General features: G+C 37.7%; 17 protein-coding genes and 1 pseudogene. 3 read left to right on the top strand and 15 right to left on the bottom strand.

The features are described 5' to 3' along the window. Positions 1 to 173 precede the first annotated feature (173 nt). Positions 174 to 341 carry a hypothetical protein gene (locus tag ARSQ2_RS05835; RefSeq protein WP_181994682.1) on the bottom strand — a complete coding sequence of 56 codons (168 nt, stop codon included), beginning with the start codon at positions 339 to 341 and terminating at the stop codon, positions 174 to 176. A 674-nt stretch (positions 342 to 1,015) separates the two neighbouring features. Between ARSQ2_RS05835 and ARSQ2_RS05830 the strand changes: the two genes are divergently transcribed. Further along, positions 1,016 to 1,672 carry a DedA family protein gene (locus ARSQ2_RS05830; RefSeq protein ID WP_181994681.1) on the top strand — a complete coding sequence of 219 codons (657 nt, stop codon included), beginning with the start codon at positions 1,016 to 1,018 and terminating at the stop codon, positions 1,670 to 1,672. A 74-nt stretch (positions 1,673 to 1,746) separates the two neighbouring features. Here the strand turns inward: ARSQ2_RS05830 and carB are convergent, their stop codons facing one another. From carB to ribF, 8 genes are all read right to left on the bottom strand, one after another. Further along, on the bottom strand, positions 1,747 to 4,971 hold the full coding sequence (gene carB, locus ARSQ2_RS05825; protein ID WP_181994680.1) for a carbamoyl-phosphate synthase large subunit: 3,225 nt from the start codon (positions 4,969 to 4,971) through the stop codon (positions 1,747 to 1,749). Positions 4,972 to 4,984: 13 nt separating this feature from the next. Continuing rightward, positions 4,985 to 6,151: a glutamine-hydrolyzing carbamoyl-phosphate synthase small subunit gene (gene carA / locus ARSQ2_RS05820; protein WP_181994679.1), complete on the bottom strand. Its 1,167-nt coding sequence runs from the start codon at positions 6,149 to 6,151 to the stop codon at positions 4,985 to 4,987. A gap of 431 nt (positions 6,152 to 6,582) precedes the next feature. Continuing rightward, on the bottom strand, positions 6,583 to 7,404 hold the full coding sequence (dapB, locus tag ARSQ2_RS05815; RefSeq protein ID WP_181994678.1) for a 4-hydroxy-tetrahydrodipicolinate reductase: 822 nt from the start codon (positions 7,402 to 7,404) through the stop codon (positions 6,583 to 6,585). 177 nt (positions 7,405 to 7,581) lie between these two features. After that, on the bottom strand, positions 7,582 to 8,532 hold the full coding sequence (ispH, locus tag ARSQ2_RS05810; RefSeq protein ID WP_181994677.1) for a 4-hydroxy-3-methylbut-2-enyl diphosphate reductase: 951 nt from the start codon (positions 8,530 to 8,532) through the stop codon (positions 7,582 to 7,584). A 1-nt stretch (position 8,533) separates the two neighbouring features. Further along, positions 8,534 to 8,983 (bottom strand): FKBP-type peptidyl-prolyl cis-trans isomerase, encoded by a 450-nt coding sequence (fkpB, locus tag ARSQ2_RS05805; RefSeq protein WP_181994676.1) that lies wholly within the window; start codon positions 8,981 to 8,983, stop codon positions 8,534 to 8,536. A 61-nt stretch (positions 8,984 to 9,044) separates the two neighbouring features. Continuing rightward, the gene (gene lspA, locus ARSQ2_RS05800; RefSeq protein ID WP_181994675.1) at positions 9,045 to 9,545 is read right to left on the bottom strand and encodes a signal peptidase II; all 501 of its coding nucleotides are present in this window, start codon (positions 9,543 to 9,545) and stop codon (positions 9,045 to 9,047) included. Then, positions 9,545 to 12,367 (bottom strand): isoleucine--tRNA ligase, encoded by a 2,823-nt coding sequence (gene ileS / locus ARSQ2_RS05795; protein ID WP_181994674.1) that lies wholly within the window; start codon positions 12,365 to 12,367, stop codon positions 9,545 to 9,547. Before ileS ends, lspA begins: the two co-directional genes overlap by 1 nt. A gap of 38 nt (positions 12,368 to 12,405) precedes the next feature. Continuing rightward, on the bottom strand, positions 12,406 to 13,335 hold the full coding sequence (ribF, locus tag ARSQ2_RS05790; RefSeq protein ID WP_181994673.1) for a bifunctional riboflavin kinase/FAD synthetase: 930 nt from the start codon (positions 13,333 to 13,335) through the stop codon (positions 12,406 to 12,408). A 334-nt stretch (positions 13,336 to 13,669) separates the two neighbouring features. Here ribF and rpsT point away from each other — a divergent pair, with 334 nt between their 5' ends. After that, complete coding sequence (gene rpsT / locus ARSQ2_RS05785; protein ID WP_181994672.1) at positions 13,670 to 13,930, top strand: 30S ribosomal protein S20; 261 nt, start codon at positions 13,670 to 13,672, stop codon at positions 13,928 to 13,930. A 65-nt stretch (positions 13,931 to 13,995) separates the two neighbouring features. Here the strand turns inward: rpsT and nhaR are convergent. The 6 genes and pseudogenes from nhaR to dnaK form a co-directional block, all read right to left on the bottom strand. After that, a pseudogene (nhaR, locus tag ARSQ2_RS05780) lies at positions 13,996 to 14,899 on the bottom strand (transcriptional activator NhaR). 176 nt (positions 14,900 to 15,075) lie between these two features. After that, positions 15,076 to 16,269, bottom strand: a complete 1,194-nt coding sequence (gene nhaA / locus ARSQ2_RS05775; RefSeq protein WP_181994671.1) for a Na+/H+ antiporter NhaA — start codon at positions 16,267 to 16,269, stop codon at positions 15,076 to 15,078. A gap of 180 nt (positions 16,270 to 16,449) precedes the next feature. Beyond that, complete coding sequence (locus tag ARSQ2_RS05770; protein WP_181994670.1) at positions 16,450 to 16,674, bottom strand: hypothetical protein; 225 nt, start codon at positions 16,672 to 16,674, stop codon at positions 16,450 to 16,452. Positions 16,675 to 16,723: 49 nt separating this feature from the next. Beyond that, positions 16,724 to 17,320: a hypothetical protein gene (locus tag ARSQ2_RS05765; protein ID WP_181994669.1), complete on the bottom strand. Its 597-nt coding sequence runs from the start codon at positions 17,318 to 17,320 to the stop codon at positions 16,724 to 16,726. Positions 17,321 to 17,691: 371 nt separating this feature from the next. Next, positions 17,692 to 18,828 (bottom strand): molecular chaperone DnaJ, encoded by a 1,137-nt coding sequence (dnaJ, locus tag ARSQ2_RS05760; RefSeq protein ID WP_181994668.1) that lies wholly within the window; start codon positions 18,826 to 18,828, stop codon positions 17,692 to 17,694. A gap of 117 nt (positions 18,829 to 18,945) precedes the next feature. Continuing rightward, positions 18,946 to 20,874 carry a molecular chaperone DnaK gene (gene dnaK, locus ARSQ2_RS05755; RefSeq protein ID WP_181994667.1) on the bottom strand — a complete coding sequence of 643 codons (1,929 nt, stop codon included), beginning with the start codon at positions 20,872 to 20,874 and terminating at the stop codon, positions 18,946 to 18,948. Positions 20,875 to 21,221: 347 nt separating this feature from the next. Here dnaK and ARSQ2_RS13685 point away from each other — a divergent pair, with 347 nt between their 5' ends. Beyond that, on the top strand, positions 21,222 to 21,347 hold the full coding sequence (locus tag ARSQ2_RS13685; RefSeq protein ID WP_255487503.1) for a hypothetical protein: 126 nt from the start codon (positions 21,222 to 21,224) through the stop codon (positions 21,345 to 21,347). Positions 21,348 to 21,422: the final 75 nt, after the last annotated feature.

Raw genomic sequence — 21,422 nt, 5'->3', positions numbered from 1 at the left:
CAATATGATGTAATCACAATTAAGTCGCTTGGCTATAATGATTGAAGCAACAATTAATCCTAACATTACTACCTTTACAACCATGTCAGCATGTTGATACATACTCCAAATCGAAAGATCTTGATCAAATCCTCTTTGTGCAGTTAATAAATTAGGCTCCTGCTGTAGATTCACTAAATTTTTTCCACAGAAAGCTGTTTTTCGCTCGATTGCTCTTCATTAGCTGAAGTCGTTTGGATTTGATTTTTCGTGGATATATAGCTAAGCGACTTAATTGTGATTACATCATATTGAGTGCGAACAAAATATCTGTGTCGCATCCGAGCGCTCTTTTTTTGCATTTAGCTTGTGCCTATTTATGTTCAATTCAATTGGATTAAGATCTGGCGAATAGATATATCTGGGCGACTTTAAAATAATTACAAGTATAGCTTAAGCGACTTAATTTTGATTACAAAAATAAGTCGCTTAGCTATATCTTGATCTTGCTGATTAGGTGTATTTATTAACAGGGTGAAATTGCTCAGACAGACCTGCCGGATTTGGCTCGGCGAATGTTATATTTATCAAACTCATTGCCAATAAAATAGAAACTATCAATTTACGCATCAGTTAACTATCACTCTTCGATTATTTAATGTGATCCTTTTAGCTGATCATAACTTATGCCAGCTACTTTATTGCTAGTAAATTTTGATTTACCACGCTTACATTATGAAAAACTAAGTGATTATACCAGACATTAAATCATTTGATAGTAATTATCATTACTATTTGATGAATTTTTTATTTATTTAACTGCTATCAATAAGTTTTGCTGCAATTTGACTTGTTCTAATAACTGATAATCGCAACAGATATTTGCCATTTTTAATACTTCCTTATCTAAAATAAACATTTTTATCTAACTGGCTTTTATACTTAACGCTTGAATAAATCTAACATAATTCAGTTTTTTAAGGTAAACTGGCAACTATATCGATTTTTCATTTGGTTGTTCCTAACAGGGTAAGCTATGCAAGTTCTCAATGAGATCGTGATGGGAATTTGGGATCATGATTTTGCTAAACTAAATAATCTCGATATTTTATGGATTATTTATGCTGTACTTTTTACTATTATTATATTAGAAAACGGTATTCTTCCTGCCGCATTTCTGCCAGGAGATACGTTGCTTATTCTTTCCGGTGCTTTGATTGCAAAAGGTGTTCTTTCTTTTATTCCCACAATTATTATTTTAACTATTGCTGCTAGCTTAGGTTGCTGGTTAAGTTTTTTACAAGGACGCTGGCTTAGTGATACCCATTTAGTAAAACAATGGTTAAAACAGATCCCACAAGAGTATCACGATCGTGCAAACCGATTATTTAACAACCAAGGCTTGTATGCGCTTTTGATCGGTCGTTTTTTAGCTTTTGTGAGAACACTATTGCCACTTTTAGCAGGACTTTCGACTTTAAGCCACCGGCGCTTTCAATTATTCAATTGGCTTAGCGGTCTATTATGGATTGGGATTATTATTTCTCTGGGTTACGCAACAAATCAAATTCCTTTTATAAAACGCCATGAGAATATCGTTATGAATATTTTAATATTTTTACCGATACTGCTACTCATTGGCGGATTTATCGGCTCACTTGTCGTATATTGGAAACATAAAAAAAGCAGTTAAATATTATGGATTTTATTCGCCCAGAATAAGAAAATGACCCGGTTAAACAGGCCATTTCAAATAGTCAGTAATAGTTAATTCTGGATCATTTTATGCATCTCTTGAACAGATATAACCTGCTCTGTAGGATCAGCATTGAGAGAGATCGCGGTCGCAAAACCGCCATTGATAGTGGTATCATAATTTACTTTATATTGTAATGCACTACGACGAATCAGCTTAGAATCTTCTATTGCACGACGGCCCGCGGTAGTATTGACAATATAACTGTATTCACCATTTTTTATTCTATCCTGAATATGAGGCCGTCCCTCATGGACTTTATTAACTAAACGCGGGTTAATTCCGCCCTCACCCAGCATAATTGCGGTACCATGAGTTGCATCTAACTCAAAACCATGCGCAATTAATTTAGCCGCTAAATCAACAACCTTGGCTTTATCATTCTCTTTTACTGAAAGTAATGCGCGGCCAGATTTTTTCATAGTATAAGAACAACCAAACATAGCTTTAGCAAATGCTTCGGCAAAAGTGCGACCAATACCCATAACTTCACCGGTGGAACGCATTTCTGGCCCTAAGATAGGATCAACACCAGGGAATTTATTAAATGGTAATACGACTTCTTTTACCGAATAATAAGGTGGAATAATTTCTTTCGTTACACCCTGTTTAGCTAAGGATTGCCCGACCATGACACGAGCGGCTACTTTTGCCAGTGGTATTCGTGTTGCTTTTGATACAAAAGGCACTGTACGCGCAGCACGGGGATTCACCTCGATTAAATAGACGTCATTATCTTTAACCGCAAATTGAACATTCACTAATCCTCGAACGCGTAGTTCAAAAGCCAGCTCTTTTACCTGTTCACGCATGACATTTTGTATATTCTGACTCAAGGTATAAGGTGGCAAGGAACAGGCCGAATCACCAGAGTGAACGCCCGCCTGTTCAATATGCTCCATAATACCACCAATTAATACGGTTTCCCCATCACAAATGGCATCTACATCAACCTCAATGCCATCATCCAGGAAATGATCGAGCAATACTGGTGCATCATTGGAAACACTTACAGCGGTCTGAAAGTACCGTCGTAAATCAGTTTCATCATAAACAATTTCCATTGCTCGCCCTCCTAAAACATAGGAAGGACGTACAACTAATGGATAACCAATACTGTGAGCCTTTTCTATAGCTTGTTCAATTGTCGTAACCGTGGCGTTTTCTGGTTGCTTAAGTCCTAAACGGGCCACTGCTTGTTGAAAACGTTCTCGATCTTCAGCGCGATCAATCGCATCCGGGCTAGTGCCAATAATTGGAACCCCCGCTTCTTCTAAGGAAAGCGCCAATTTTAAAGGTGTCTGGCCACCATACTGCACAATTACACCTTCAGGTTGTTCGACCCTGACTATTTCTAATACATCTTCTAACGTTACTGGTTCAAAATAAAGACGATCAGATGTATCATAATCAGTAGAAACCGTTTCAGGATTACAGTTTACCATTATTGTCTGATAGCCATCTTCACGTAACGCCAACGCAGCATGAACACAGCAATAATCAAACTCTATTCCTTGACCAATACGGTTTGGTCCACCACCGAGTACCATAATCTTAGATTTGCTATTGTCAGGGTTGGCTTCACATTCATCTTCATAAGTGGAATAGAGATAAGCGGTATCTGTGGCAAACTCTGCTGCACAAGTATCAACTCGCTTAAAAACTGGATGCAGTTTATAATTTTGGCGTAATTTACGGATTCCAGCTTCAGAAACACTGACTAATTTAGCCAAACGAATATCAGCAAACCCTTTTCGTTTCAATAGCCGCAAGAATTCTGCTGATAAGCCATTAATGCCAAACTCAGTAACTTTCTCTTCTAAACGAATAAGCTCTTCAATTTGTACCAAGAACCAACGATCAATATTGGTTAGATTAAATACACCATCCACAGACATACCTGCGCGGAAAGCATCGGCTATATACCAGATACGTTGAGCACCAGCATCTTTCAATTCACGGCGAATTTTTGTTAACGAGTCGAATTCATCCAAATCTACTTTAGGATCAAAACCCGTTGCGGCAACTTCTAATCCACGCAATGCTTTTTGCATTGATTCTTGAAAAGTTCGCCCAATAGCCATTACTTCACCAACAGATTTCATCTGTGTTGTCAGACGATCATTACTACCCGGAAATTTTTCAAAGTTAAAGCGTGGGATTTTAGTCACGACATAATCAATAGAAGGTTCAAAAGAAGCAGGTATCCGTCCTCCGGTAATATCATTCATTAATTCATCAAGTGTATAACCTACGGCAAGTTTTGCTGCAACCTTAGCAATAGGAAAACCGGTTGCTTTAGATGCCAAGGCGGAAGAACGTGATACTCGTGGATTCATTTCAATAACAATTAAGCGGGCAGTCTTAGGATTAACCGCAAATTGAACATTCGAACCACCAGTTTCCACACCAATTTCTCGCAACACTGCCATCGATGCATTGCGCATGATTTGATATTCTTTATCAGTTAATGTTTGAGCGGGTGCGACAGTGATAGAATCTCCCGTATGGATCCCCATTGCATCGACATTTTCAATAGAACAGATAATGATGCAATTATCATTTTTGTCACGCAGCACTTCCATTTCATACTCTTTCCAACCAATCAGCGATTCATCTATCAATAATTCGTTGGTCGGTGAAAGATCTAAACCTGTCAGACAAATATCTTCAAACTCTTCACGGTTGTATGCAATACCACCACCCGAGCCCCCCATGGTAAATGAAGGGCGAATAACACATGGGAAACCTACTTTTGCTAGTACGTCTAACGCTTCTTCCAGGGAAGGAGCAATTCCTGAGCGTGGTGTTTCAAGGCCGATTTTCTTCATTGCTTTATCAAATCGCTGACGATTTTCTGCCTTATCAATTGCATCAGCCGTTGCGCCAATCATGGTAACAGCAAATTCTTTTAATACGCCTTTACGCTCTAATTCTAAAGCACAGTTTAAAGCAGTTTGCCCTCCCATCGTAGGCAAAATCGCATCAGGACGTTCTTTTTCAATAATTTTGCGTACCACTTCCCACTGAATTGGCTCAATATAAGTCGCATCAGCTAGATCCGGATCCGTCATGATTGTCGCCGGATTGGAATTAACTAAAATAACTCGATAACCCTCTTCTCGTAGTGCTTTACACGCTTGTGCACCTGAATAATCAAATTCACAAGCTTGGCCAATAACAATTGGCCCTGCACCTAAGATCAGGATGCTTTTGATATCTGTCCGCTTCGCCATTTTTCGCTCCTGATCAATCAACTTGAGTATCTAAATTTGTTTGACGATATTTTTTAATCAATTCAATAAAATAATCAAATAGGGGTTCTGCATCTTTAGGGCCTGGACTTGCTTCGGGATGCCCTTGAAATCCAAATACAGGCTTCTCGGTATGATGTATGCCTTGTAAACTTCCATCAAACAGTGATTTATGGGTCACACGCAATTTGTCAGATAAGGTTGCTTCATCGACTGCAAAACCGTGATTTTGTGCAGTGATCATAACGCGATTATTAACTAAATCTTTTACTGGATGGTTACCACCATGGTGGCCAAATTTCATTTTAACGGTATCAGCCCCACTGGCTAATGCCAGTAATTGATGACCTAAGCAAATACCAAAAATAGGTATTTCTGTTGTTAAAAACTGTTTAATTGCTTTAATTGCATAATCACAGGCTGCTGGATCACCCGGACCATTAGAAAGAAAAATGCCATCAGGTGCCATTTTTAATACTTCATCAGCCACTGTTGTTGCTGGCACAATCGTCAAACAGCAGCCACGATCAACGAGTAACCGTAAAATATTTCGTTTAATACCAAAATCATAAGCAACGACATGATAAGGCAGTTGCTCGCGTGCCTTAGTAGCCGATAATCCATCGGCACCAAGATGCCAACTCTCTTGTTGCCAAGTATAAATGTCTTTAGTAGTAACTTCTTTAGCTAAATCCAGCCCTTTTATTCCACTAAATAATTTAATTTTTTCTAATGCTAAATCGATGTCTAAATTTTCACCAGTAATAATGCAACCATTTTGCGCGCCTTTTCCCCTTAATAGCCGCGTAAGCATACGGGTATCAATATCAGCAATGGCCACTGTTTTATGGCGTTTTAAATAATCAGATAAACTCTCTTTTCCACGAAAGTTACTATAAATTAACGGTAAATCACGTATAACAAGCCCTTGAGCATGAATGATTGCGGACTCTTCATCATCTGGGTTAATTCCTGTGTTTCCAATATGAGGATAAGTGAGTGTAACAATTTGGCGGGAGTAGGAAGGATCAGTGAGGATTTCTTGATATCCAGTTATTGATGTATTAAAAACTACTTCTCCAATAACAATTCCTTCAGCCCCAATGGAATGACCATGAAACTGGGTTCCGTCTTCCAGAACCAATATAGCTGGCTTAATCAAAATACCCTCCGGGAGAATAAAAAAACATTCATTGAGCATATTTATTCATGCGTAAGCCAATAAATTCGTGCCAAAATGGAATTTAAGCAAATTTTTGGCAAATTGCGCGCATTTTAATGATGAGAAGAGTGATTGTCTAGTAAAAAATAATTTTTTATTACTTTTTAGTTAACTGATAATGAAAAATCAATGTAACTAGTAAAATGATAAATTATCTTAGCAAAATAATCGATTGCATAGCATGATAATTGTAAAAGTATGGTTTAGATAAATTTCATTATAGTAAATGTGCAAAAAATCATCTTAAGTCAATAAAATTTTTATTTTAAATAATAGAAAGAAAATTTATTAAATAAAAAAAATTAATAACCGCTAAAAAATCACGATCTTAAAATTAACCTTTATTTATCAAATAGATAGATATATAAATATTAAATATTTTCTAAATTTAATACATCTTTCATGCTATATAAACCATTTTTTTTTCCTTTTAACCACAAACAGGCCTTCACAGCCCCATTTGCAAACGTCATCCGACTTGATGCTTTATGAGTTATCTCTATTCTTTCACCTATATCAGCAAAAATCGCCGTATGCTCGCCAACAATATCGCCAGCTCTAATCGTTGCAAAGCCAATGATGTTATTTTTTCTTTCACCAGTAATACCTTGGCGACCATACACTGCACAATCTTTTAAATCACGGCCAATTGACTTGACAATAACATCGCGCATTGCTAAAGCTGTTCCTGAGGGCGCATCGACTTTATGCCTGTGATGAGCTTCAATAATTTCAATATCACTATATTCGCCCATCACGTTTGCGGCTTTTTCTAATAACTTCAACATCAAATTAACGCCAACACTAAAATTAGCTGCTAATACAATAGGGATCGTTTTCGCCGCTTCTTCAATCGACTTCTGCTCAGTTTCATTAAAACCTGTAGTGCCAATAATCATCGCTTTGGCATATTTTTTACAAACTGACAGGTAATTTTGCGTACCTTCGGGACGGGTAAAATCGATCAAAATATCAAATTTATCTAAAACATTAATTAGATCATCACTAATTATAATATTTAAACCGCCAATGCCGACTAATTCACCAGCATCAGTACCGACTATACTTGAACCTTTTCTTTCTAACACAGTCCCTAAAACAACGCCATTCTGTTGTGAAACTGCTTTAATTAGTTTACGTCCCATGCGGCCACCCGCACCAACGATGGCAACACGAATATCTGAATTAGTCATGTTTATCTCTCTTGATTAAAAGCAGATTAAGTATCCTGAGTTCGATAAGGTTAACAATCATCCTAGCTTAACGCATACAACAACCGTCAGTGAAAAAAAAGTTATTAGAGTTGGCTTAATTAATAGATAAATTGCTGTGCTAGAAATTCATTTAATAAAATGCCCAAATCGCTATTATTATATTTGCTTGATTTCAACACGTAGCTCTTTTGGTACTTCAAAAATAATATTTTCTTCATGACCAGCAAGTTCAATCATTTCACTGGCACCTAAAACCATTAAGCGTTCAATAACTTGACGAACAAGAATATCTGGTGCAGATGCGCCAGCAGTAAGACCAATAATCTGCATATTTTCTAGCCAATGTTCTTGAATCTCATCAGCAGAGTTAATCAGGTAGCCCGGCTTGCCTGCTCTTTGAGCCAATTCAGCAAGACGATTGGAATTAGAAGAATTTTTAGAGCCGACAACTAGTACAATATCAGCTTTATTAGCTAATTCATGCGCTGCTTTCTGACGATTGGTTGTCGCATAACAGATATCATCTTTGCGTGGCCCGATAATATTTGGAAAACGGGTATTTAGCGCGTCAATAACATGAGCAGTATCATCAACAGATAAGGTAGTCTGAGTCATAAAACAGAGGTTATTTTCATCTTTTACTTGTAATTTCCAGACATCCTCCGGCGATTCAACCAGATACATACCTCCAGCCGGATTATTATATTGCCCCATTGTGCCTTCTACTTCAGGATGCCCAACATGACCAATTAAAATCGCTTCTTTACCTTTACGACTGGCACGCGCAACTTCCATGTGCACTTTAGTCACCAATGGACAGGTTGCATTAAATAACATGGTCAGATGACGTTGCTTAGCTTCCTGTAAAATTGCTTGAGAGACACCATGAGCAGAAAAGATCAAAATAGCACCATCAAGGACTTCAGAGATTTGTTCAATAAAAATCGCACCACGTTGCCGTAAATTGTCAACCACATAACGGTTATGGACAACTTCATGACGAACATAAATCGGCGCACCATAAAGCGCCAGTGCTCTATCAACAATACTAATTGCTCGATCAACACCTGCACAGAAACCACGAGGGTTAGCCAGCAATATTTGCATTTTATTCCTCCCATTTCGGGTCAATTTCCAACACTTCAATGTTAAAAATGATATTCTGAGCCGCTAACGGGTGATTAAAATCCACAGTGATAGACTCTTCCGTCACTGCTGTTACGATCCCTGGCATTTCACTGCCATTTATCGTGGTAAATAATATGATGGCACCGACTTCAGGTATACCGACCTGAATAAAATCTTTTGGCATAAAGTATTGGATCATATCTGGGTTTGGTGTACCAAAAAGGTCCTCTCCGCCTAAAGTAAATGTCTTTTTTTCACCAACACTTAAACCAATTAATTGTTTTTCAAGTGCTCGCGATAGGCTTTTATCGCCCAGGCGAAAAAGTGCCGGTTTATCCTGATTATAGGTTGAATCAGCAATTGAACTATCCTCAAGTTTGATCGTGAAATGCAGCAACACGGCACTATTTGCTTTTACTAAGGTTAACATGACAATAAAAACCCACTATTAGAAATAAATCAATCTGTTATCAACGTAAACGAATGATAAACTAAGAACCACTCGCTTTTTTATCTGTATTGATGAAACTCTGAAAAATGATGAGTGTGGCACCAACACAAATCGCCATATCCGCAATGTTAAATGTTGGCCAATGCCAGTCACGAACATAAAAATCAATAAAGTCAACTACGAAGCCATGGACTAAGCGGTCGCACAAATTCCCTAGTGCTCCACCAATAACTAATGCATAAGCAATATTACTCAATTTTTTATTCACCCTTTGGCGATACATCATTACGATAAGCACCACACAAATGACAATCGCAACCAAGGAAAAGAACCAACGCTGCCATCCTCCTTTATCAGCTAGAAAACTAAATGCTGCACCAGGGTTTTGAGCATAAGCCAAATTGAAATAAGCCATTAATGGTATCGACTCATATAATTGAAAATTATTCAAAATGAGTTGCTTACTACCAAGATCAACAATTAATATCACAACTGTTAACCATAACCAGCGTAAGCCAGTAGAGAAAATAGGATTTTTCATTAGATAAACTTACGTATTTCACCGTTACCGGCTACATTAGTAACACAGCGGCCGCATAATTCTGCATACTTCGCGTCCCGACCAATATACGTTGCATAATGCCAACAACGAGGACATTTATCACCTTCCGCCTGCTGGAAAGCAATTTTCAATCCACTCAGTTCACTATTCTTTGCCTGAACTGGGGCTTGGTTAATATCAATTACTTTACCCTGTGAAGTTAACAATAAAAAACGTAACTCATCACCTAAACGATTAAGTATTTCAGCCAGTTCTATATCAGCATATAAAATCACTGCAGCCTCCAACGAGCTACGGATAAGTTTATCTGCACGCGCTTGTTCGAGAACTTTATTAACCTCACTACGGATAATTAATAACTTATTCCAAAATTCATCATTAAGCGTTTCATTAACATCCAAGCTAAACAAGTCAGCATAATATTCATCAGTAAAGACATATTTGCTCTGTCTAGCAGGTAATTGCTGCCAAATTTCATCGGCCGTAAAAGAAAGGATCGGCGCAATCCAGCGTACCAAGGCCTCTATGATATGAAATAAGGCTGTCTGACAACTACGACGTGCCAAGCTATCACTTTTTGCCGTATATTGACGATCTTTTATAAGATCTAAATAAAAAGAACCCATTTCAACTGAACAAAACTGCATCAAACGCTGAACGACTGCATGAAAATCATAATTAGCATAATGCATAGCGATTTCCGCTTGAGCGGCTTTCGCTCGCCCTACTGCCCAGCGATCTAATATCACCATATCTTCTGGTTTAACTTGATGTGAAGCAGGATCAAAACCGTTCAAATTGGCTAATAAAAAGCGTGCTGTATTACGAATACGCCGATAGCTGTCGGCAGAATGTTTTAAAATCTCATTTGAAACAGCAATCTCACTTGCATAATCGGTTGAAGCAACCCATAGCCGCAGAATATCAGCCCCTAAATCATTCATGACGTCTTGTGGGCTAATGGTATTACCCAAAGATTTTGACATTTTACGCCCTTGTCCATCAACCGTAAAACCGTGGGTTAATACTTGTCGATAAGGCGCTTTTCCTTTCATCGCAGTTGATAGCATTAGAGACGACATAAACCAACCACGATGTTGATCAGAGCCTTCCAAATATAAATCAGCAGAATGGCCTTTAAATTCAGGGCGAACATCTACAACCGCATAGTGTGTAGAACCAGAATCAAACCAGACATCAAGCGTATCGGGGACTTTAACATAATTAGCTGCATCACTTCCTAATAGGGCAACGGGGTCAAGATCCCACCACGCCTGAATACCTGCTTTTTCAACATGTTTAGCGACTTCTTCAATCAATTCTAACGTCCGTGGATGTAATTGTTCTGTCTGCTTATGCACAAATAATGCCATCGGCATACCCCAGGTGCGCTGACGAGAAATACACCAATCTGGACGATTTGCAACCATAGATTCAATCCGGCTTTTTCCCCAATCTGGGATCCATTTAACCCCGTTAATCTCTTTTAGCGATTGTTCACGTAAACCATTTTTTTCCATACTAACAAAAACAAACCACTGAGGTGTAGCACGAAAAATAACCGGTGTCTTATGCCGCCAGCAACAAGGATAACTATGCTGTAATATTTCTTTATGTAGCAATGCACCTTTTGCAGCTAAAAGTTCGATAATTAATTCATTTGCTTTAAATACAAAAACACCGTCCAAACCAGGATAAGTATTAGGTAGATAACACCCATTCGGACCGACGGGATTTGCTATTTCAAGTTTATATTTCTGCCCAACAATATAATCATCCGGACCATGGCCTGGTGCCGTATGTACAATCCCGGTACCCGCGTCTAAAGTAACGTGATCACCTAAAATAACAGGCACATCGAAATTCATAAATGAGTGATGAAAGCGCAGTAATTCCAATTCAGAGCCATTACATTGTGCTAAAATTTGCCACTCTGTTGCTGCAATACGCTGCATTACTGTTTCAACCAGTGATTTTGCCAAAATTAAACATTCATTATTATTGACTTTCACTAATTGATATTCAAAATCAGCGTTAACCGCAATCGCACTGTTGGCAGGTAACGTCCAAGGTGTGGTCGTCCAGATCAAGGCTGAAACCGGCAAAGCCGACGATTTTACGGCAAATTTACTATAAACAGCGTTAGCATCCACCGCGTTAAAGCGTACATCAATGGAAGGTGATGATTTATCATAATATTCAACTTCCGCTTCCGCTAAGGAAGAACCGCAAGCAGTACACCAATGAACCGGTTTAGCACCTTTTACTAAGTGCCCATTTTCAATCACTTTACCTAACGCACGAATAATATTGGCTTCAGTACTAAAATCCATGGTTAAATAAGGCTGTTCCCAATCACCAAGTACGCCCATTCTGATAAAATCAGCTTTCTGGCCCTCAATTTGTTCTTTGGCATATTTGCGACATTCTTGACGAAAAATAGCTTCAGAAACCTTGTCACCGGGTTTACCGATAATTTGTTCAACTTTATGTTCAATTGGCAAACCGTGGCAATCCCAACCAGGAATATATGGCGAATCAAATCCGGCCAGTCCTTTAGATTTAATGATAATATCTTTGAGAATTTTATTAACTGAGTGACCAATATGAAGACTACCGTTTGCATAAGGAGGACCATCATGCAATATAAACATTTGTTTGCCTGTTTTGGCCTGGCGAATAGCTTGGTACAAACCTTCTTTATACCAACGGGCTAACATTTGTGGTTCTCGTTTAGCAAGATTACCGCGCATAGGGAACTTTGTTTCCGGTAAATTCAGGGTATTTTTATAGTCACTCATCTAAATTCTCAGTTCCAATTTTCTGCTAAATATCTAAATTATGACGACTGGAAGAATTGTCTCGCAGCCATTATATCCTTACCGATTTGCTGTCTTAATTGATTAATAGAAGCAAATCGCTGCTCGTTACGCAATTTTTTACGCAATACAACATCCATATGACGCCCATATATATCCATATGCACATCTATTAAATGAACTTCAATTTGCTGATCAACACCATTCACGGTTGGGCGTGTGCCAATATTTGCCACTGCCTGCAAAGGGTGATCGGCTAATCGATATACTTCTACCACATAAACGCCTTTAACAGGCATAACTAAACATTTAAATGTTATATTCGCGGTTGGGAAACCGATCGCACTACCAAGCTGGCGACCATGTACCACTCGACCACTCAATCGGTAGGGGTGTCCCATAAAATTCTCAGCAAGGGTAAGATTATCACTTAATAGTGCTTGCCTGACAGCCGTACTACTAACTCGCTGGCCGGCGTCACAAAAACTTTCAGTATTCGCCACTTCAAAACCATATTGTTCCCCTGCCTCACGAAGATATTTAAAATCACCCTGTCTATCTTTGCCAAAACGAAAATCATCACCTATCGCCAAAAATTTAACCCCCAATTTTTTCACCAGCAATTGTGAAACAAAAGCCTGCGGTGTTAATGAAGCAAATGTTGGATCAAATTTAACACACAGTAAATAATCAACGCCATATTCGGTAAAGTATTTTATCTTATCACGTAAACGCGTTAAACGTGCTGGCGCATTTGCACCCAAAAAAAACTCTAATGGTTGAGGTTCAAAAATCATGAGCATCGTTGGCAGCCCGAGACGCTGACTCTCTTGTTTTAAATGTTTCAATAATGTCTGATGCCCTCGATGAACAGCATCAAAATTGCCAATAGTCAACACACAACCATGATGATATGCGCAAATATTATGTATACCACGTACTAACTTCATAATCGGCTCAATATAATAAAAATTGCTGGATTATACCGCTTACTACCTTGAAGGTTAAGTCACCATTTGATTAATGTTTATAACAAAGATAATAAATGGTTGTTTGTCAGTAAAAAATACTTAATCTAACCACTTTCCTACAATTTCATCCGGTTTTCACATTTAAAACTATATTCTCAATCAGTAAACTGGTAAAATCCCGGGTCATGACAACAGATCGCATTGCTGTACACGATGCTTATTTACACAAATTCATTGACAAATGAAGGCTAAAAAGGCATATTCCTCGGCCTTTAGATTGTCCTCGATAGAATAAATATTTTGGAGTTCGACATTGGCTAATATCAAATCAGCTAAGAAACGTGCCATACAATCAGAGAAACGTCGTCAGCATAATGCTAGCCGTCGTTCTATGGTGCGTACTTTTATCAAAAAAGTTTATGCCGCTATCGCTACTGGCGATAAACAAGCAGCACAAAAAGCATTTAACGACATGCAACCTATTGTTGATCGCTATGCTAGTAAAGGCTTGATGCACAAAAATAAAGCTGCACGTCATAAAGCAAATTTAGTAGCGCAAATCAAATCAATGTAATTTATTTTGATTTTGCTAAAAAACCGGCTTCAGCTGGTTTTTTTATTCTTATTAAAAAATGACTCTTATTGTTTATAAGAGCTTTGATCAAATAGACCAGAAAAATCCTTATTACAAACACGTTGCACTGCTGGATGCAGGATCATACGTTCAGCAAAAATAACATAATATTCTTCTTTTACTTTTATCCATATGACTAATTTTAACTACTTCATTATCTAAAAAATCTCACTAGCATAAAGCGATGGCGCAAAAAATATTGCGTTATGATACATGCCAAATGCTTTCATCAATGCAGCATCATCAAACTCGCCCAGGATTTCTACCTGCAAATTATTATTTTGGATCCAAGAAACCAGGTGACGACCTAAAATAGAACGCCGACCTGGGATTAATAATCGCCTCTCTTCTAGACACAGTCGAAAAGGTTTCTCCGGTATTGGTTTGCGACAGAAAACACTAAAGCCAGATTTTCCAAGCTTGACGGAAAATAACCCCTCTTGTTGGGACTAATCAACCGGGAAATCAGATAAGATCATGTCTAACTTATCTTGACTTAATTGCTCCAATAAAAGGTCGTGTGTCGATTCAAACAGCGTAAATGGATCCGCTCATGCTCAAAAATAGCTGTTTCAAGAACACGGCTTACTAGCCGTTTCGATAAAGCATCAGCAACACCAACATCAAATTAGTTTCACGACTATAATTAACAATATCTAGCATTTTCTGGCTTAGCACAAACATTTTATCAGCATAACGAAAAACTAGTTGCCCTAGTTCTGCAGGAACCAGCCCTCTGCCTTGCCTTTTAAATAATTTACCATTCAAACGTTCTTCTAATGCTTTAATCTGACCCGTTATTGTCTGAGGCGTTAAGTAAAGTTCTTCAGCGGCGCCAAAAACCGATCCCTCTTTACAAACATGGCAGAAGTAATAGAGATGATTAAAATTGAGATGCGATACTCTCATATCGATTCCTTTTTGTACCACCGATAACTGTTTATATTCGTTATTTTCTGAACATTAGAAGATAAACGATTCATTTCATTTTAACTAAATAAGATACTCTTGCTACAAAAATAAAATATTGTATTGCGAAGACAAAAATACTATTTATTTCACGCAAATATAATTTAAAATTAACGTTATCCTGCCTGATTAACGGCTTTAGTGCTAATTGGCTTTTTAGGTAATACACTATTCAATAATAATAATCCTAAGATACCCGCTAGCGTCGAACCGATTAGTATCCCCAACCGTGCATAAGTACTAAAATTATCTAAACCTTCAAATGCTAAACTGGCAATAAACATTGACATGGTAAAGCCAATACCACAGAGTACTGAAACAGAAAATATCTGCTTAAGGTTAATTTTGGCGGGTAATTTTGCAACGCCTAATTTTAACGCTAGCCAACTAAACAGAAAAATACCTGTTGGTTTACCAATTAATAAACCTAACGCGACACCGATCGGTAAAGCACTTGCAAGATTAGTTAGGGTAACACCATCAAGTTGTATGCCTGCATTAGCAAAGGCAAATAGTGGCAAAATTAAATAAGCAACCCAAGGATGTAAAAGATGTTCTAACTGTTCAGAGGGTGAATTATTTTGTCCCTCTTTAAGCGGTATCAAAAAGCCCACAATGACACCAGCTAACGTTGCATGAATACCTGATTTTAAAATACAAACCCATAAGATGACAGCAACAACCAAATAAGCAGAAGTATTTTCAACTTTACGCCAATTCATCCATATTAATACCAATAGAGAAAGCATAGCTAACCTTAAGGCGATGATAGAAACAGATTTAGTATAAAAGAGAGCAATAATGATAATTACGCCAAGATCATCAATAATCGCCAACGCCAGTAGAAATACTTTTAACTCTGTTGGTACACGTTTACCTAATAGCGCCATGATACCCAATGCAAATGCAATATCTGTCGCCGCTGGGATCGCCCAACCCTGCCGGGCAATTTCATCATTCGCATTAAAAAATAGATATACCAGAGCGGGTAATAACATACCGCCTACCGCAGCAACAGCGGGAAATATTGCTTTATCACGACCAGCTAATGATCCTTCTATCAGTTCTCGTTTAACTTCCAGGCCAACCACCAAAAAGAAAATGGTCATTAAACCATCGTTGATCCACAATAAAAAAGGTTTATCAATATCTAATACGCTGATTTTAACCGCAATGGAAATATTAAGAAATTGCTGGTAAATACCTTGCAATGGGGTATTAGCCATAATCAAAGCTAAGATGGCAGCAATAATTAACAGCACCCCACTTGCTGCTTCTAATTTTAAAAACTGTCTTATAATTGCTGTCATTACTATAACCTCAGTGTTAATTAGCTTAATTAATTTTACGCTAATCCATACAATTCGGAAAACCATTTTTTTAACGTAAATAATTCATTTATACCGACTAGTTACTAACTATTTTGACGCTATTAGCCGATTAGCTGTTTAAAATTAGGCTAACATTGAAAAAATTAGTTAATCTTGGTACTAAAAAAGTAGGTAATAAAAATCCAATAAATTTAGTTTTGATAAAACTCCATGATGTTGCAAATAATTGGCTGGTTTTTGGCTTAATTTTTGCCAGAAAGTTGAACCTACGGCTTCTTTTGTCCCTATCTCATTATCTTGCTTTAATTCCACACTCGCTATATTTTGTGCTATTTCTTTATCTACTACCAATTCTATTTTTAGCTCTGTCGTTCCGCTTTGCAATGACTGGCTGGTTTGATTAGTAACAATTAATTGTTCATTTTTCTTATCCCTATTTTTTTATTTCTTGATAAACCCTAATAAAATATTCTGATTCTTTACTCTTTAATTCTGCGAGTGATCGATTTTGTTCAAGATAACATTCTATTCGATTGAATTCAGCTGCTGTTAAACCTTCTTCTTCATCTTCCTGTTGATATTCTATTGTTGTATGACCAATTTTATTCTCAATATTTGGACTCTTATCATCTATATTATTATTTTTATCTCTATTTACATAGATAGATTTTAGTTCTATTAAATCACTAATATTTTTAGATACTGAACAGCCCAATTCTCCTGTATTTTTTATCCCCTTAATGCAATCTAATAAATGCTGAAATTTTTGCAAATTTCCTATATCTACCTTATCCAAATTGAGTGCAATAAATTTTCGATTAAAAATCGCTTCTAATTCACTGCTATCTACAGAATAATATAGATTAGCCGCACTAATAAGTCTTTTATCAATTCTATCAACGTAGTTACTATTTTTTAATTTAGATTCAAACCTGCTAGTTAATTTATTTGTCAAATATTCTTCACAATTTTGTGTAGTGATAGCGGGTCTGTTAAAAGAAAATTGTCTAAACGAATCTCTGATTATCATTCCAAAATGGTGCTGACATAACTATTTCCAATCCAATAAATTAATTAAAATAAAACTAAATTGTATAGAAAGTTTTGTTAAGCTCACGTTTAACTTATTGGAATTAATCTTAATTTATTTTATATAGAAATTTAAGCGGGAAACTTGCATAAAACAGGCAAAATTAATCTTGAAAATTAAAATTTTTAAATATAATTTGCATAAATTGAACGAGTTAAATAACTTACATTAATTAAAAATAACCAAAATTAACCTGCGATTTTATAACTATCTCTTCTATTCCGTAAATCAAATTGAATGTTCTTATTTTTAATCAATAAAAAAGCAGCGATCACTGACTATCGATGCTCTATCTATTTAGCTAAATATCGTTACTTGGTCAGATCATCAAAAAACTTTTTCACACTATCTAAGAAACTCTTTGAACGAGGGCTGTTCCTGCCATCACTTTCGCCATTCAAAGATTCACCAAATTCCTCCAACAATCCTTTTTGTTTTTCATTTAGTTTAACCGGCGTTTCCACCAGGATACGGCACATTAAATCTCCCATCATACCACCACGAACAGGCTTCACACCTTTTCCTTTCATGCGGAAAATTTTTCCTGTTTGTGTTTCAGCTGGAATTTTGAGACTTACCCGACCATCAAGTGTCGGTACATCAATTTCACCACCTAGAGCCGCAACCGCAAAATTAATGGGTACTTCGCAATATAAGTTATTGCCATCGCGCTCAAAAATAGCATGTCTTGCGACATTCACCTGAACATATAGATCACCGGCTGGCGCGCCGTTTTCTCCGGCCTCACCTTCACCATTTAAGCGAATACGATCGCCTGTGTTAACCCCTGGTGGAATTTTTACTGATAAAGTTTTGTATTTCTCTACTCGGCCATGACCATGACATTTAATACAAGGTTCTTTGATGATTTGACCAATACCATAGCAAGTTGGACAAGCTTGTTGAACTGCAAAAAATCCTTGCCGGATTTGAACCTGACCTGCCCCATGACAAGTTGAACAAGTTTCTGGTTTAGTGCCTGGTTTAGCGCCACTGCCGTTACAAACATCACATTTTTCTAAAGCCGAGATACGGATCTCTTTACTGACCCCGCGAACTGCTTCCTCTAAGGTTAAGGTAATTTCGTACTGAAGATCAGCCCCACGAGCCGATCGCTGGCGCCTACCACCACCAAAAATATCACCAAATACGCCACCAAAGATATCACTAAAATCAGCGCCCGAAGCAAAACCGCCGCTAAATCCACCGTCCATCCCACCTTGTTCAAAAGCTGCATGTCCATATTGATCATAAGCAGCGCGTTTTTGCGCATCAGTTAAAATTTCATAAGCTTCTTTAATTTCTTTAAACTTGCTTTCTGCTTCCTTATCACCCTGATTTCGATCTGGATGATACTTCATTGCCAGACGTTTATACGCTTTTTTGATCTCTTTCTCGTCAGCGGTTTTAATAACGCCTAAAACTTGATAATAATCTCTTTTTGCCATATTTATTTTACCCTTAACACACGGAAGCGGGCGTAGAGTTCCCCCCAACGCCCGTACTCGGTTTTCAGTAACAGAGGAAATGATTCTTAATACCATCACTGTGCCCGCTAAGGGCCACTATTTTTTATCTTTATCCTTGTCGTTGACTTCTTCAAATTCAGCATCAACAACATTATCATCCTGTTTAGGTTGGGCGCCTGCGCTAGCAGCATCAGCGGTGCCTGCTTGAGCTTGCTGTTGAGCTAACTCGAGTAGCTTTGCCGAAACTTGAACTAAAGCTTGAATTTTCTCTTCAATGATGGCTTTATCTTCACCTTTCACGGCAGTTTCCAACTCAGAAATGGCTTTCTCTATGTTAGCTTTATCATCAGCAGGTAACTTATCAGCCGCTTCTTCAATTTGTTTACGCGTACCATGAATCAATTGATCAGCCTGATTACGTACCTGAACTAATTCTTCAAACTTACGATCTGATTCCGCATTTGCTTCTGCATCGCTTACCATTCTTTGTATTTCATCTTCCTTCAGACCAGAAGATGCCTTGATGGTAATCTTTTGTTCGCGGCCAGTATTCTTATCTTTAGCGGATACATGTAAGATACCATCAGCGTCAATATCAAAGGTAACTTCAATTTGTGGCATACCACGCGGTGCCGCTTGAATACCATCCAAATTAAACTGCCCTAATGATTTGTTATCACCTGAGCGTTTACGTTCACCTTGCAATACATGAATGGTTACTGCCGACTGGTTATCTTCTGCAGTTGAAAACACCTGACTATGTTTAGTTGGAATAGTGGTGTTTTTGGGAATTAACGCTGTCATAACACCACCCATGGTTTCAATACCTAAAGATAGTGGAGTTACATCAAGTAACAAGACATCTTTCACATCACCAGCTAATACACCACCTTGCACCGCCGCACCCATAGCAACCGCTTCATCAGGGTTAACGTCTTTACGAGGTTCTTTACCGAAAAAGTCAGCAACCGCTTTTTGCACCATTGGCATGCGCGTCTGACCACCAACCAGAATGACGTCGTTTATGTCATTAACATTTAAGCCGGCATCTTGCAGTGCAACTTTCAGTGGCTCCATTGAGCGTTTAACCAAATCTTCCACCAGTGATTCAAGTTTCGCTCGAGTCACCTTAATATTCATATGCTTAGGACCACTTGCATCTGCAGTAATGTAAGGCAGATTGACATCAGTCTGCTGAGCAGAAGAGAGCTCAATTTTGGCTTTCTCTGCTGCTTCTTTTAAGCGTTGCATTGCTAGTGGATCATTGCGTAGATCAAAACCTTGTTCTTTCTTAAATTCATCGACCAAATAGTTGATCAGACGATTATCAAAGTCTTCACCACCTAAGTGAGTATCACCGTTAGTGGCCAGCACTTCATAGGTTTTTTCACCATCAACTTCATCAATTTCAATAATTGAAATATCAAAAGTACCACCACCTAAGTCATATACCGCAATGGTACGGTTACCTACTTCACGATCTAAACCATAAGCAAGCGCCGCTGCCGTTGGTTCATTAATAATACGTTTTACATCTAAACCAGCAATGCGACCTGCATCTTTAGTTGCTTGACGCTGAGCATCATTAAAATAAGCTGGTACAGTAATAACAGCTTCAGTAACGGGTTCACCCAGATAATCTTCAGCCGTTTTTTTCATTTTTTTCAATACCTCCGCGGAAACCTGAGGAGGAGCGATTTTTTGCCCCTTAACATCCAACCAAGCATCACCATTATCTGCAGCAATGATTTTATAAGGCATAATAGAAATGTCACGTTGAACTTCTTCATCTTCAAAGCGACGTCCAATCAGACGCTTAATGGCAAAAAATGTATTTTGTGGGTTTGTCACGGCCTGACGTTTTGCCGGCTGTCCCACAAGAATTTCACCATCTTGAATATATGCAACAATAGAAGGTGTGGTACGATCACCCTCACTGTTTTCCAATACCCGTGCATTTGTGCCATCCATAATAGCTACACAAGAGTTAGTTGTACCCAGGTCAATCCCGATAATTTTACTCATCTAAACAGCCTCCACAGGGAATTCTTAACTAATTTAGTTACCAACCTATATGAGGCTCAATGAATTTTTTCAAGAGATTTTTTCCTTGACCTCAAAAAAATCTACCTAACGAGACACCTTGTGACAGGTTGATAGATTGACCATTGGTAACTACGCTATTCATTAAAGTGGGGACATAAAAATATTCATCAAGGGGAAAGTAAAAAATATTTTTTAATGAAAAATCATTTTAATCTTTGTTTTGAACCAAACACTACCTATTATACTTGCTTTATGTAAGCCCTGATAGCATATAAAAATTTATATCCTCTTGAATATTATATATTTAATGACATTTAGAGGAATGTATGAGTTCAAATAATATTGCCAATCCAGGCCCATTAGGTTTGATGGGTTTTGGTATAGCTAAGCGACTTAATTTTGATTACAAAATATATGTTTTTCTCCAATATAAATTTAGTGATATAGAGTAATTACTTGTAATCATTTTAAAGTCGCCCAGCTATATTGTTCAAGATCTTTTATCAATTCGGATTTATCGATTTTTT

Source organism: Arsenophonus endosymbiont of Bemisia tabaci Q2, assembly GCF_902713415.1.
Classification (GTDB): Bacteria; Pseudomonadota; Gammaproteobacteria; order Enterobacterales; family Enterobacteriaceae; genus Arsenophonus.
Note: the sequence above shows the minus strand (reverse complement) of the source record. Positions and strands in the feature narration are given on the sequence as shown.